Genomic DNA, 14,154 nt, shown 5'->3' on the forward strand with positions numbered 1-14,154 from the left:
CCAGTCGCGTTGGCTGCGCTGCTGTGCTCTGTTGCTATCCATGCCACGCAGGCCACCCACGCCGTGCAGGCCGTGCAACCCGCACAGGTAGACAAGAACGATCGCGCAGCACGCGCATCCTCGGCAGTGCAGTCTCCGGGCGCGGTGCAGCGCGAAATGACCCTGGTCACGCTCAACCTGCATCACGACCGCGAAGACTGGCCGGCACGTCGCGCCTACATCGCCAAACAGCTCAAGCAACTGGCGCCGGATGTGATCGCGCTGCAGGAAGTGATCGAACGCCGTGGCAGCGTGGAAAATCAGGCCGCCTGGCTGGCACGCAAGCTCGGGTACGAGTACACCTTCGCCTCGGTCGATCCGGTCGGCGCGCCCAAGCGCTACGGCAATGCGTTGTTGAGCCGGCGCAAAGTGCTGGTCATGCATCAGCGCCTGCTGCAGCCCTTGGACGATTACCGCGTCGCCGCGCATTTGCAGGTCGATGTCGACGGCCAGCCGGTCAACGTCTACGTCACCCATCTCAACGAACGCGCCGATGCACGCGGCACCGCCACGCGCACGCGCCAGGTGGCCGACCTGCTGGACTTCATTGCCTCCAACAGCGACCAAGCACCTGTCGTGATCGCCGGCGATTTCAATACCGCCGCCGATGCCCTCGATCTGGAAGCGCTACGCAAGGGCTATGGCGACAGCTACGGCAGCGTGCATCGCAACAGCGACGCCACGGTCAGCACCTTGAACCTGCACGTGTTCGACAAGCCGGCGCGGATCGACCACGTGTTCTTCCAGCAAAACCGCCTGCTGGCCCGTGAAGCGCGCATCCTGTTCGACGCGCCGTACGCCGATGGCCGCTGGGCCTCGGACCACTACGGCGTGTGGGTGCGTTTGCAGCTAGCGCCAGGCGCACCTGCCGCCCCGTAACCTGGCGCGTGCTCCATCTCTCGTAGGAGCGCCCCTGGGCGCGATGGGGCTTCACCGGGAATGCCCCATCGCGCCCAGGGGCGCTCCTACGAAAGGCAACGGATGTTTCGCGGATCGCGGCGCAACGCATCGCCGCCGCCGCAATCACCCATGCAGACGATTGAAGATCTGCACACCGGCGAGCCACACCCCGGCCATGCTGCCAAAGTTGGTCAGCAAAAACGTCAGCACCACACGCGAGACGCGATTGCGGTACCAGCCGCGCAAGGTCTGCGCATCGTCGCGCAGCGTCAGGAAATCGCCATAGGCCGGCTTGCGCATATGCACCTCGACCAACGCTGCGAACGCACCGGTCGGTACGCTCAGTCGGAACGGCTTGAACGGCGCAACCACCGCAGCGGTCAAAATGCTCAAGGGATGACTGCCGGCCAGCAGACAGCCCAGCGCCGCCATACCGCCGGTGTACATCGCCCATTGCAACAACAAATCGGCGCCCATGCTCAGGCCGCCGCGCCAGAAACCGATCCCGATGCCAACGATGATGACCGCCAGCACGCCCAGCGTGATCCACGGAACGCGCTTGCGCTGCTGCACGTATTCCAGCGACTCGCGCAGCGGGCCGGGTGCATCGGTGTCCTGTTCCAGATGTCGCGCAAGCCCGGCCAGATGTCCCGCACCGACCACCGCCAGCACCTCGTGCTGACCGGCGTTGGCTTCCTCGCGCAGACGCGCAGCCATGTACTGATCGCGCTCGGCAATCACGGTCTCGTACAGCTCCGGGCTTTCGCTGGCAAAATCGCCAAAGCTCGCCTCGAGCATGTCGCCTTGCTTGAGTTTTTCGATTTCCTCTTCGCCCACCTCATCGGCGGCGAACAGGCCGCTCAGCAGACCGCCGGCCAGCTTCATCTTGCCGAAGAATCCCAGCCGCCCGGAGGCGCGCTTGAAGGTCAGGCCGACCTCGCGATCGATCAGATGCACCGGCAGGCCTTGCGCGCGCGCCAGGTTTACCGCTTCCTTCAATTCCGCACCCGGCTCGATGCCGAGCTGCTTGGCCAGGCGGCGCTGATAAGCCGCCAGTGCCAGGTTCGCTGCGAACAAGGCCACGCGGCCCTTGCGGATCACCTGCACCAGGTCCAGGCGGGCGAGGGCGTCCGGGTCGCTGAGCGCCTGCAGGCGCTGTGCATCCAGTTCCACCGCCACCGCTTCGTAGCGCCCGCTGCCGATCGCCCGCTGCACTGCAGCCACGCTGGCCAGCGAGACATGCGCGGTGCCGAGCAAGGTGTAGCGCACGCCGTCGCGCTCGACGATGCGGTGCGGCTGGCCGGACAGCGCATCGTCCAGAACGTGGGTGGTCTGCTCAGTCATGGGGTTATTCATCAGAAGGAGGGGCGGTGTCACCGGGGCCGAGCGGGCGTTGCATCTGCAAACCGTCCAGCCAGCGGCCATGCTTGCGGCCGATTCCGGTGAACACTCCGACCGTGCGAAAACCAAAACGTTCATGCAGCCGTCGCGATGCCTGATTATCGGCATCGCCGATCACTGCAATCATCTGTCGATAGCCGCGCTGTTCGCAGCGTGCGATCAGCTCGCCCAACAAGGCCTTGCCGATGCCACGTCCTTGCATGTCGCTGGCAAGGTAGATCGAATTCTCCACGGTCCAGCGATACCCCGCACGTGCGCGATATGCGCCAGCGTAGGCGTAGCCGACAACGGCGCCATCCAGCTCGGCGACTAGATACGGGTAACCTGCATCGACGGTCGCACGCACCCGGCCGCGCATCTCGTCGCTCGACGGAGCGCTGTATTCGTAGCTGTTGACCCCGGCGACCTGCTCCGCATAGATCGCGGTGATCGCCGGGATGTCCGCCTCGCGGACCTCGCGTACCTCGACAGGCATGCGGTCAGTCGATGTAACGCTTGAGCAGATCGCCATACGCATCGATGCGGCGATCGCGCAGGAACGGCCAGATGCGCCGCACATGCTCGCTGCGCTGCAGATCGACATCGCATACCAGCACCGTCGGCTCCTGGCCGGCTTCGGCGATGAATTCGCCCTGCGGCCCCAGCACATGGCTGTTGCCCCAGAACTGGATGCCCGAGGCGCCCATCGGCGAAGGCTCATACCCCACGCGGTTGCACGACAGTACCGGCACACCGTTGGCCACTGCATGGCCGCGATGGCTGAGCACCCACGCATCGCGCTGACGCTCCTGTTCGGGTTGCTGATCGTCCGGATCCCAGCCGATCGCGGTGGGGTAGAGCAACAGTTCCGCACCGGCCAGCGCCATCAGGCGCGCAGCCTCGGGGTACCACTGATCCCAGCACACCAGCACGCCGAGACGACCCACCGAAGTATCGATCGGCGTGAAGCCCAGATCGCCCGGCGTGAAGTAGAACTTCTCGTAAAAACCCGGGTCGTCGGGGATATGCATCTTGCGGTACTTGCCGAGCAGGCAGCCGTCCTTTTCGAACACCACCGCCGTGTTGTGATACAGCCCGGCAGCGCGGCGCTCGAACAACGAGGCCACCAGCACCACGCCATGTTGCTTGGCCAGCGCGCCGAGGCGCTCGGTGCTGGGGCCGGGAATCGGCTCGGCCAGATCGAATTCGTCCACCGACTCGTGCTGGCAGAAATACGCGCCGTTATGCAGTTCCTGCAGCAGCACCAGCTTGGCGCCCTGCGCAGCGGCTTCGGCCACGCGCGATTCAATGATGGCCAGATTGGCCTCGGCGTCGCCGTGGTTGCGCTCCTGGATCAGCGCGACGGGAAGGAGATGACGGGTCATGGCAGCATCCAACTAGGTGGCGCACAGGGTAGCGCGCCATGGCGTAACACCGGCCTGCCGGCCGGAACAGGAATGACTCAGGCGGCCAACAGACCGGCGGGCAGTTGCATGGTCAAACAGTGCAGGCTGCCGTTCTGCCAGATCAGCGCCCGACACGGCACTGGCACGATTTCATGCTGCGGGAATGCTTCGGCCAGCACTGCCTGCGCAGTTGCATCGGCCTTGTCGCCATAGGCGGGCATCAGCACCGCACCGTTGACGATCAGGAAATTGGCATACGAGGCCGCCAGACGGCGGCCGTGGTCGAGAATCGGCTCGGCCCACGGCAACACGAACAGGCGATACGGCTGCCCATCGGCCTTGCGCAGTGCAGCCAGTTCGGCGCCCATCGCCTGCAGTTCGGTGTAATGCGAATCGGTGGCTACATCGCAGCCCTGGTAGACGATCGCATCCGGGCCGGCAAAGCGCGCCAGCGTATCGATATGCGCGTCCGTGTCGTCGCCTTCCAGATAGCCGTGATCCAGCCACAGCACACGCTCCTGCGACAGCCACGCGGCCATGTCGGTGCTCAACGATTCGCGCGTGCGCTGCGGGTGCCGCTCATGCAGGCACTTCCAGGTGGTCAGCAAGGTGCCCGCACCGTCGGTCTCGATCGCACCGCCTTCCAATGCAAAGTCCACCGTCTGCACCTGCGAGGGCACGAACACCTGCGCGGCATCCAGCGAGGTCACCAACTGATCGTCCAGGCTTGCCTCGAACTTGCCGCCCCAGCCGGTGAAGCGGAAATCCATCAGCCGGAAACCGCCATCCTGGCGCAACGTGATCGGGCCCGAATCGCGCAGCCAGGTGTCGTTGTAGGCCGCAATCACGAAGCGCACCCGCGCCATGTCCACCCGCGCCGAACGCAGCCGCGCTTCGGCATAAATCTGCAGGTCGTCATCGGCCACGCAGACGATCACCGGCTCAAAACGGGAAATCGCCGTCACCAGCGCGATATAGGTCTCTTCCACCTCGGCCAGACGCTCGGCCCAATCGGTGCCCGCATGCGGCCACGCGATCAACACGGCGGATTGAGGTTCCCACTCGGCAGGAAAGCGAACGCTGTCGGTCATACCTAAAAACACCCATCAATGCCCAACCGAAGCCAGGCTGTTAATCAAATCCCCGCACATGGATGTGCGGGCTCTTGCGAGGGACTCGCATCAAAGCGGTTTGGGCCCGATCTCGTTCGCATCGGCCTGATTGGCCACCACGTCGATCACCCGGCTCTTTTCGAAATACACGGTAAACGCCGGATACACCCAGCGATTGATGGTCGGCCACTGAGGCTTCTGGCCACCACGCGGAGCGAGCTTTTCCTGCGGCGCGCCGTAACGGCCTTCGACCTGGCTCATGCTGTCGCCACGCAAGGGCAGGGCGGCGGCAGGCTTCTGCTTTGCACGATCGACCAACAACGTGTCGGCCGAGGCAATGGCACTGATCCCCATCAGCGCGATCGTCAGTGCGATGGTCAGCATGATCGGCGGCATCACAAACAAACGGTTGCGCATGTCATCTACTCCCCAGTGGACAAGACTTCGAATGGTGATTACAGCAAAAAACCAGGTCAGACGTTGGTGCCAGTGCTGCGCACGATGACGACGCGCAAGTTCTGGCACGCTGCACCGAGACGTCCTCGACCGCTGCGCCCAGGCGCATCACGGTGTCCGTCAAGACGATGCCGTTGAAGTCTCCATCGGCCAGGAAACATCAGCCAAGAAAAAACCGCCCGGAGGCGGCTTTCTCGGGTCTCACACGCGCAACAAATGCTTAGCGCTGACGCGCCTTGAAACGCGGGTTCGACTTGCAGATCACGAACACCTTGCCACGGCGGCGGACCACCTTGCAGTCGCGGTGACGGGTCTTCGCAGACTTCAGGGAGGACAGGACTTTCATGGCACACCTCGGCGTAAACGGTTGGATTCGATGGAAGAGTGCCCGCTATCGAGGGTGCACCCGGAATTAAGCCGGCAATTCTAACCGGCTTTTCGTCGTGCTTTCAAGTGGTTGCATCCGAATCGCTGCGAGCGGCGCTACACTGGTCGCTTCATTACCTTCCGGAAACCTGAATGACCGACCTTTCGCCCGTCCTCACCATCGACGGACCCTCCGGTGCCGGCAAAGGCACCGTGAGCCGGATCGTGGCCGCCCGGCTGGGCTGGCACTACCTCGATTCGGGCGCACTGTACCGCGCCGTTGGTGTTGCAGCGAGCTGGGCCGATCTGGACGTGTCCGACCCGGCGGCGCTGGTGCGTTGCACCTTCGACACCAAGGTCGAATTCGATGACGCAGGCGAGGTGGGGCTGCGGGTGCTGGTCAATGGCGTGGACGCCACCAGCGAGTTGCGCCTGGAAACGACCGGTGCGCTGGCCTCTGCGATTGCGGCCATTCCCGAGGTGCGCAGTGCCCTGAAAGAGCGCCAACGCGCATTCAGGCGAGCGCCCGGCCTGGTTGCCGATGGGCGCGACATGGGCACGGTTATCTTCCCGGATGCCGCATTCAAGGTCTTTCTGACCGCCAGTGCCGAAGAACGTGCGGGCCGTCGCCATAAACAGTTGATGGAAAAGGGTGTTTCGGTTATCTTTGACGACCTGCTGCGCGAGATCATGGCTCGCGATGCGCGTGATGCGCAGCGGGTGGTGGCGCCATTACGGCCGGCCGAAGACGCCGTGCTGATCGATACCAGCGGGATGGGAATCGAAGATGTCGTCCAGCGTGTGGTCGGGTTGTTAGCCGCTCGCACGTCGTCGTAAGCGTTCCGCAAGCGGGCACGTCCCGCCGACCGTAAGGCGTTCCAAGGCTCTGCCGCACATCCCGTGTGGCGGTTCTATGACTACTTAACCGACTCGCTGTCCGGAGTCGACCAACAGGCTGGGCGGCTCGTATCTGTCGCAATCCGACGATCAACGCCCGTGTGTTCAACTGAGTAAAATTCAAATGACAGAATCTTTTGCTGAACTGTTCGAAGCCAGTCAAGCCAATCTGGCGAAGCTGAAGCCGGGCTCGATCGTCACCGGTACCGTCGTGGAAGTGCGCGGCGACGTGGTGGTGATCAACGCTGGCTTGAAGTCCGAAGGCATCGTGCCGATCGAGCAGTTCCGTAATGACGCTGGCGAGATCGATGTCGGCGTAGGCGACCAGGTCAAGGTTGCCCTCGATTCCATCGAGAACGGCTTCGGTGAGACCGTGCTGTCGCGCGAGAAGGCCAAGCGCGCAATGGTGTGGGACGAGCTGGAAGAGGCGTTGGAAAAGAACGAAACCATCACCGGTCGCATCAGCGGCAAGGTCAAGGGTGGTTTCACCGTGGACATCAAGGATGTTCGCGCGTTCCTGCCTGGTTCGCTGGTGGATGTGCGCCCGGTGCGCGACCCGGCCTACCTGGAAGGCAAGGAACTCGAGTTCAAGCTGATCAAGCTGGACCGCAAGCGCAACAACGTGGTGGTTTCGCGTCGTGCAGTGGTCGAGAGCGAGCACTCGGAAGAGCGCGAGCAGCTGATGGACAAGCTGCAGGAAGGCGCGATCCTGAAGGGTGTCGTCAAGAACCTGACCGATTACGGCGCGTTCGTGGACCTGGGCGGTATCGACGGCCTGCTGCACATCACCGACATGGCCTGGAAGCGCGTGCGCCATCCGTCCGAAGTCGTCAATGTCGGCGACGAGCTCGACGTGCGCGTGCTGAAGTTCGATCGCGAGCGTAACCGCGTCAGCCTCGGCCTGAAGCAGCTGGGCGAAGATCCGTGGGACAACATCGCACGTCGTTACCCGGCCAACAGCCGCGTGTTCGGCAAGGTCTCCAACGTCACCGATTACGGCGCATTCGTCGAGATCGAGCCGGGCGTCGAAGGTCTGGTGCACGTCTCCGAGATGGATTGGACCAACAAGAACGTCAACCCGTCCAAGGTTGTGCAGGTTGGTGACGAAGTCGAAGTGATGGTGCTGGATGTCGACGAGGAGCGTCGCCGCATCTCGCTGGGCATGAAGCAGGTTGCCGCCAATCCGTGGGAAACCTTCGCTGCCACCCACAAGAAGAACGACAAGGTGTCCGGTCAGATCAAGTCGATCACCGACTTCGGCATCTTCATCGGTCTGGACGGCGGCATCGACGGTCTGGTTCACCTGTCCGACATCAGCTGGAACACCACCGGCGAAGATGTCGTGCGCAACTACAAGAAGGGCGACACGCTGGAAGCCGTTGTGCTGGCAGTGGACCCGGAACGTGAGCGCATCAGCCTGGGCGTCAAGCAGCTGGAGCAGGATCCGTTCGGTCAGTACATGGCGTCCAACCCGAAGGGTTCGAAGGTCGAAGGCGTGGTACGTGAAGTGGATGCCAAGGGCGCCACCATCGACCTGGCCGATGGCATCGAAGGCTATGTCGCTGCACGCGACATCGCCAACGAGCGCGTCGACGATGCGACCCAGCACCTGAAGGTCGGCGACAAGATCGAAGCCAAGTTCGTGGGCATGGACCGTAAGGGCCGCACCCTGCAGCTGTCGATCAAGGCCAAGGACGATGCCGAAATGCGCGAAACGATGGAGGAATACCAGTCCTCCTCCGCAGCGTCGGGCGGCATGACTCAGCTGGGCGCGCTGCTGCGTGCACAGTTGAACAGCAACAAGTCCGAGTAAGCGCGTAGCGCTCGCAAGAGCGTGATGGATCGGCCCGGGCTTGCCCCGGGCCGATTCCGATGTGTCAGTCGAAAAAAGCAAGTCTTCCCATGACCAAGTCCGAATTGATTGAAATCCTGGCGCAACGCCAAGCGCATCTGAAGTCGGACGACGTGGATCTGGCAGTCAAATCGCTGCTGGAAATGATGGGGCAAGCGCTCTCCGATGGTGATCGGATCGAAATCCGCGGGTTCGGCAGTTTTTCGCTGCATTACCGTCCGCCACGTCTGGGGCGTAATCCCAAGACCGGCGAATCGGTTGCGCTGCCGGGCAAGCATGTTCCCCACTTCAAGCCGGGCAAGGAATTGCGTGAGCGTGTCAGCTCCGTGGTGCCTGTCGATCTGGCCGATACGGCAGATTGAAGATCGTTCTACCGCTGTGTTTATGTCGGCTCGGTTAAGCTAGGCCCCTTCCCGACGGAGTCTGTCCATGAAGGTGTTTCGCTTGCTGGTGATGTTGGCCTTCCTGCTGGCCGGTCTGATCATCGGTGCGGTCAATTCCCAGGATGTCACTCTCGATTTCCTGTTCTCAAGTGTGCACACGACCTCCGGGGTCGCGATCATCGTCGCGCTGCTGGTCGGTGTATTGATCGGTGCCGGCATGGTGCTGGTCAGTGTGGTCATTCCCCTCTATTCCAGATTGCGCCAGGCCAACAAGGCTGTTGCGGTCAGTCGCGTCGACGCCGGGCCCGTTGCGCCTGCCGCAGTCCAGACGCGCCCCATCGATGGACTGTAAGTACGTATGGAATTTCTGACCGAGTGGATCTGGTTCTTCCTGTTTGTGCCGCTGGCAGCACTGGGCGGGTGGATCGTCGGCCGTCGTGGCGGGCAGCGCCACGGTGATACGCAGGTCAGTCGTCTTTCCAGTACCTATTTTCGCGGTCTGAACTATCTGCTCAACGAGCAGCCGGACAAGGCGATCGAGCTGTTTCTGCACATCGCCGAACTGGACAAGGAAACCTTCGAAACGCAGGTCGCGCTGGGGCATCTGTTCCGTCGTCGTGGTGAAGTCGATCGTGCGATTCGTTTGCATCAGGGGCTGGTGCAGCGCGCCGACCTGACCGATCAGCAGCGTGTGCAGGCCTTGCTGGCGCTGGGCGAGGACTACATGAAGTCCGGTCTGCTGGATCGCGCCGAAACAGTCTTCACCGAGTTGGCGCAGCTGGATCAACGCGCGCCACAGGCATTGCGGCACCTGATTGGCATCTATCAGGCCGAGCGCGATTGGGAAAAAGCGATCGACAACGCCACCCGCTACGAAGAAGTCACCGGCGAGCCGATGGGCAAGCTGATTTCCCAATTCGAGTGTGAGCTGGCCGATCGCTATCGCGGTTCGAGCAAGACCGACGAGGCGCTGCAGGCCGTCGCCCGCGCCTATCAGGCCGACGGCACGTCCGTGCGTGCGGGCATTCTGGAAGGCCGTATCGAAGCCGAGCGCGGTCATGACGAAGCGGCGGTACGCGCATTCGAACGAGCGGCGCGGCATGACCCGGAATACCTGCCGGAAATCATTCCTGCATTGATGGCGGCGTATCGCCGTGTGGGCGATATCGCTGGCGCGCGTAACTTTCTGTCGGAGATGACCGAGCACTATCGCGGCATCGCCCCGGTGCTGGCGCTGACCCAGTTGATGGAAGCGCAGGACGGCGTGGCGCCTGCGTTGGCGTATCTGGGGCGTCAGCTCAAGGACCGTCCCTCGGTACGCGGCGAGTCGGCGTTGATCGATCTCACCCTGGCCGAAGGCAGCGACCCGGTTGGCACGCTACAGGATCTCAAGCACATCACCGACCAGTTGCTGGTACGTAATCCAAGCTACCGCTGCACGCGTTGCGGCTTCGGCGCCAAGACGCATCACTGGCAATGCCCGAGCTGCAAGGAATGGGGCACGGTCAAACCGCTGTTGAACTACGCGGTCGTCTAATGCCGCAGGTCTGGCTGTGGTGCCTGTCGCACCTGGTGGTCGCAGCGCTGGGAACCTGGCTGTTGCGCCGTTATGCCTTGCATCGCCGCCTGCTGGATCAGCCGGGCGAGCGCCGCAGTCATGTGGTCGCCACCCCGCGTGGCGGTGGCATGGCGATCGTGGCGGCAATCCTGCTGGGTTGCATCGCTGCCACGGTGTTCTGGCCAACTGCTCGCCTGGTCATTGGCTGGTTCGCCGTCGGGCTGGTACTGGTGGCAGGCGTGGGTTGGTGGGACGACCATCGTCCGCTGTCGGCCAGGCTGCGTTTTGCGATCCACCTGACGGCATCGGCGTCGCTGGGAGTCTTGGTCAGTCACTCCACTGGCGATGTCTGGGATGGCGTGCTCAGCGCAGTGGCGTCTGTCGTGTTGATCAACGTCTGGAATTTCATGGACGGCATCAACGGTCTGGCTTCCAGCCAGGCGGCATTGGCGGCGTTGGCATTTGCGTTTGTCCTGCCCGGCGCATGGGCATGGGCGGGTCTTGCAGTTGCGGCGTCCTGCCTGGGGTTCTTGCCGTTCAATTTTCCGCGCGCGCGCATTTTTCTGGGCGATGGCGGCAGTGGCGCGCTGGGATATGTGCTGGCCGCGTTGCTGGCACTCACGGTAGCGACGGGGCAGGTGAGCTGGTGGATGGGTTGGCTGCCATTGACCGCATTTCTCGTAGACGCAGGCTTCACGTTGCTGTCTCGCATGCTCGCCGGGCAACGTTGGTGGGAGCCACATGCTCAGCACGTCTATCAACGACTTGCACGCCGGCTTGAGACGCACGTTCCGGTAACGGGTGTTTATTTCGCTTTCAGCGTCGCTGCGTTCTGCTTGTATGTGTTAATTCGTCATGATCCTGTTTGGATGCAGGTAGTCGGTGCCCTGACCTGGGCTGCAGGTACTACCGCGATCTGGCACTTTCTGCGCGATGGACTGCGCAATTCCTGAGTAATGGACTTTTATGATTTCCTGGCGTGACCGTTTGACCAAAGTGTTGCCGCAAGCGGCAGTCGTACTGCACGACCTGTTGATGGTGTGGGTGTGCTGGCAACTGCTACATGCCGGCCGCTACTCCATGCTGCGCGACGCGCCCGACCTTCCACTGTGGGATTGGCGCACTGCGGTGGTGCTGGTCGCGCAGGGGCTGGTGTTCTGGAAGATGGGGTTGTATCGCGGGCTGTGGCGATTCGCCTCGGTGCCGGACCTGTGGAATATCTTCAAGTCCAGTTTCCTTGGTCTGGTCGCGATCGTTCTGGCGCTGTCTTACGACCGCCTGGACGGGGTGCCGCTGTCGGTGCTGGTGGTCTATCCGTTCGCGCTGTCGGCATTGCTGGGGACGCCGCGGCTGCTGTATCGCGCCTGGAAGGATTATCAGATCGCGCATTCCGGCGATGCCGCGCAGCGCGTGTTGATCCTGGGCGCCGGTCGCGCCGCCGAAGGGCTGGTGCGCGATCTTCGTCGTAGCGGCACGTTCGTGCCGGTCGGGTATCTGGACGACGCCAGCAACCTGCATGGTGCCAAGATCCAGGGCCTCAACGTACTGGGTAACCTGGATCAGGCCGCATCGATCGCCAAGGAGACGGCGGCCAAGCTGCTGGTGATCGCGATCCCGTCGCTGGATGCCTCGGGAATGCAGCGCGTGGTGGCGATCTGCGAAAGCACCGGTTTGCCGTTCCGTATGGTACCCAAGCTGATCAATGTGCTGGAAGGGCGCTCCTTGCCTGGCGAATTGAAGGAGGTCGCGATCGAGGACCTGCTCAATCGCAAGCCGGTCACGCCCGATTGGCGCCTGATCCGCGATTGGCTGACCAACAAGACGGTGATGGTCACCGGTGCTGGCGGTTCGATCGGCTCGGAAGTCTGCCGCCAGTGCGCGCGGCATGGTGCGCGTCGCATTGTGCTGCTGGAAATCGACGAGCTGGCGTTGCTGACCATCGATTCGGATCTGCGCCGGCTGTTCCCCGATATCGAAGTGGTGCGTGTGCTCGGCGATTGCGGCGACCCGGCCGTGGTTGCGTATGCATTGAACACCGCGACTCCGGATGCGGTGTTCCATGCTGCCGCCTACAAGCAGGTGCCGTTGCTGGAAGAACAGTTGCGCGAAGCGGTGCGCAACAACGTGCTGGCAACCGAGAACGTGGCGCGTGCCTGTCAGCGTGCGCGTATCGAGACCTTCGTCTTCATCTCTACCGACAAGGCCGTCGAGCCGGTCAACGTATTGGGCGCGAGCAAGCGCTATGCGGAGATGATCTGCCAGAGTCTTGACGCACGCGATGCGCCGACGCGCTTCATCACCGTGCGCTTCGGCAACGTGCTGGATTCGGCCGGCAGCGTGGTGCCGTTGTTCCGTGAGCAGATCCGTCAGGGCGGGCCGGTCACGGTGACGCACCCGGATGTGACGCGGTACTTCATGACCATCCCCGAAGCCTGCCAGTTGGTGGTGCAGGCCGCTGCCTCCGCTTCGCATGGTGCGATCTACACATTGGACATGGGCGAGCCGGTGCCGATCCGCTTGCTGGCCGAGCAGATGATTCGGCTTGCCGGCAAGCAGCCGGGCAAGGATGTGGCGATTCTCTATACCGGCTTGCGTCCGGGCGAGAAGCTGCATGAAACGTTGTTCTATTCGGACGAAGACTATCGCCCCACCGCGCATCCCAAGATCCTGGAAGCCGGTGTGCGCGAGTTCTCGCACGAGCAGGTGTTGCAGCTGGTGACGCGCTTGCGTGAGGCGGTTAACCGCTATGACATCAAGGCAATGGAGACTGTGTTGGGCAGTCTGATGCCGGATTTTGCGGCTGCTCGACGGAAAGTCGACACGCGATCTGATACGGTCGTTCCATTCCCCGCACGTGAGGTCAGAAGACTTTAATGAGCAAGCGTATTCGCAAGGCCGTATTCCCCGTCGCAGGTCTTGGGACCCGCTTTCTTCCGGCAACCAAGACGGTGCCGAAAGAAATGCTGCCAATCATCGACAAACCGTTGATCCAGTATGCCGTCGACGAGGCCATCCAGGCCGGTTGCGATACGCTGATCTTCGTGACCAATCGCTACAAGCACTCGATCGCCGACTACTTCGACAAGGCCTACGAGCTTGAGCAGAAGCTCGAGCGTGCCGGCAAGCTTGAACAGCTGGAGCTGGTGCGTCATGCATTGCCCGAAGGCGTGCGCGCCATTTTCGTGACGCAGGCCGAGGCACTGGGTCTGGGTCATGCGGTGCTGTGCGCCAAGGCCGTGGTCGGCGACGAGCCGTTCGCGGTGTTGTTGCCTGACGATCTCATCTGGAACCGCGGTGCTGGTGCGCTGACCCAGATGGCCGATGTGGCCGAAGCGTCCGGCGGCAGCGTCATCGCCGTTGAAGACGTGCCGCATGACAAGACCGCCAGTTACGGCATCGTGGCTACCGATGCATTCGATGGTCGCAAGGGGCGTATTAACGCCATCGTCGAAAAGCCCAAGCCGGAAGTGGCACCGAGCAATCTGGCAGTGGTCGGTCGTTACGTGCTCAGCCCGAAGATCTTCGAACTGCTCGAAGAAACCGGTGCCGGCGCAGGCGGCGAGATCCAGCTGACCGATGCGATTGCCGGGCTGCTGCAGCAGGAAACCGTCGATGCGTATCGCTTCGAAGGCCGTCGTTTCGATTGCGGCGCGCACATCGGCCTGATCGAGGCCACGGTGCATTTCGCGCTCGAGCACGAGAAGCATGGTGGGCCGGCCAAGGAAATCCTGCGTGCCGCGCTGGCCGAGGCCGACGCGCGCGGCTGATTGCCCGGTCATTGCCTGCATCCACGAACGACGCCATC

The 14,154-nt window shown here is 62.7% G+C and carries 15 protein-coding genes; 9 read left to right on the forward strand and 6 right to left on the reverse strand.

Annotated elements, in window-relative coordinates; all coding sequences use genetic code 11:
* Positions 1 to 9 precede the first annotated feature (9 nt).
* On the forward strand, positions 10 to 918 hold the full coding sequence (locus FFY45_RS06905; RefSeq protein WP_439333515.1) for an endonuclease/exonuclease/phosphatase family protein: 909 nt from the start codon (positions 10 to 12) through the stop codon (positions 916 to 918).
* A gap of 144 nt (positions 919 to 1,062) precedes the next feature.
* On the opposite strand, the gene FFY45_RS06910 is transcribed toward FFY45_RS06905, so the two are convergent.
* The 6 genes from FFY45_RS06910 to ykgO all read right to left on the reverse strand — a co-directional run bounded on the left by FFY45_RS06910 (position 1,063) and on the right by ykgO (position 5,639).
* Entirely contained in the window at positions 1,063 to 2,295 is a 1,233-nt protein-coding gene (locus FFY45_RS06910; RefSeq protein ID WP_439333516.1) for a TraB/GumN family protein, read from the reverse strand.
* Positions 2,288 to 2,815, reverse strand: a complete 528-nt coding sequence (locus FFY45_RS06915) for a GNAT family N-acetyltransferase (protein WP_176339867.1) — start codon at positions 2,813 to 2,815, stop codon at positions 2,288 to 2,290. The genes FFY45_RS06910 and FFY45_RS06915 overlap by 8 nt, the downstream gene beginning before the upstream one ends.
* Positions 2,816 to 2,819: 4 nt before the next feature.
* Positions 2,820 to 3,704, reverse strand: coding sequence for a carbon-nitrogen hydrolase (locus FFY45_RS06920; protein WP_176339868.1), 885 nt, complete (start codon positions 3,702 to 3,704; stop codon positions 2,820 to 2,822).
* Positions 3,705 to 3,781: 77 nt separating this feature from the next.
* A complete protein-coding gene (locus FFY45_RS06925) occupies positions 3,782 to 4,816 on the reverse strand; it encodes an agmatine deiminase family protein (RefSeq protein WP_176339869.1) in 1,035 nt (344 codons plus the stop codon).
* Between the two features lie 90 nt (positions 4,817 to 4,906).
* Positions 4,907 to 5,254, reverse strand: coding sequence for a hypothetical protein (locus FFY45_RS06930; RefSeq protein WP_176339870.1), 348 nt, complete (start codon positions 5,252 to 5,254; stop codon positions 4,907 to 4,909).
* A 259-nt stretch (positions 5,255 to 5,513) separates the two neighbouring features.
* Entirely contained in the window at positions 5,514 to 5,639 is a 126-nt protein-coding gene (gene ykgO / locus FFY45_RS06935; RefSeq protein ID WP_005913193.1) for a type B 50S ribosomal protein L36, read from the reverse strand.
* A gap of 173 nt (positions 5,640 to 5,812) precedes the next feature.
* Here ykgO and cmk point away from each other — a divergent pair, with 173 nt between their 5' ends.
* The 8 genes from cmk (at position 5,813) to galU (ending at position 14,116) form a co-directional block, all read left to right on the forward strand.
* Positions 5,813 to 6,496: a (d)CMP kinase gene (gene cmk / locus FFY45_RS06940; RefSeq protein ID WP_176339871.1), complete on the forward strand. Its 684-nt coding sequence runs from the start codon at positions 5,813 to 5,815 to the stop codon at positions 6,494 to 6,496.
* Positions 6,497 to 6,680: 184 nt separating this feature from the next.
* Positions 6,681 to 8,369 carry a 30S ribosomal protein S1 gene (rpsA, locus tag FFY45_RS06945; protein ID WP_023904145.1) on the forward strand — a complete coding sequence of 563 codons (1,689 nt, stop codon included), beginning with the start codon at positions 6,681 to 6,683 and terminating at the stop codon, positions 8,367 to 8,369.
* 89 nt (positions 8,370 to 8,458) lie between these two features.
* A complete protein-coding gene (locus FFY45_RS06950) occupies positions 8,459 to 8,770 on the forward strand; it encodes an integration host factor subunit beta (protein ID WP_006451179.1) in 312 nt (103 codons plus the stop codon).
* A gap of 67 nt (positions 8,771 to 8,837) precedes the next feature.
* On the forward strand, positions 8,838 to 9,143 hold the full coding sequence (locus tag FFY45_RS06955) for a lipopolysaccharide assembly protein LapA domain-containing protein (RefSeq protein WP_006451180.1): 306 nt from the start codon (positions 8,838 to 8,840) through the stop codon (positions 9,141 to 9,143).
* A gap of 6 nt (positions 9,144 to 9,149) precedes the next feature.
* Complete coding sequence (lapB, locus tag FFY45_RS06960; protein ID WP_006451181.1) at positions 9,150 to 10,328, forward strand: lipopolysaccharide assembly protein LapB; 1,179 nt, start codon at positions 9,150 to 9,152, stop codon at positions 10,326 to 10,328.
* Positions 10,328 to 11,302 (forward strand): MraY family glycosyltransferase, encoded by a 975-nt coding sequence (locus tag FFY45_RS06965; RefSeq protein WP_176339872.1) that lies wholly within the window; start codon positions 10,328 to 10,330, stop codon positions 11,300 to 11,302. Before lapB ends, FFY45_RS06965 begins: the two co-directional genes overlap by 1 nt.
* 13 nt (positions 11,303 to 11,315) lie before the next feature.
* Positions 11,316 to 13,223 (forward strand): polysaccharide biosynthesis protein, encoded by a 1,908-nt coding sequence (locus FFY45_RS06970; RefSeq protein WP_006451183.1) that lies wholly within the window; start codon positions 11,316 to 11,318, stop codon positions 13,221 to 13,223.
* Positions 13,223 to 14,116 (forward strand): UTP--glucose-1-phosphate uridylyltransferase GalU, encoded by an 894-nt coding sequence (galU, locus tag FFY45_RS06975; protein WP_006451184.1) that lies wholly within the window; start codon positions 13,223 to 13,225, stop codon positions 14,114 to 14,116. The genes FFY45_RS06970 and galU overlap by 1 nt, the downstream gene beginning before the upstream one ends.
* Positions 14,117 to 14,154: the final 38 nt, after the last annotated feature.

It is taken from the genome of Xanthomonas hortorum (genome assembly GCF_011305375.1).
Lineage (GTDB): Bacteria > Pseudomonadota > Gammaproteobacteria > Xanthomonadales > Xanthomonadaceae > Xanthomonas > Xanthomonas hortorum_E.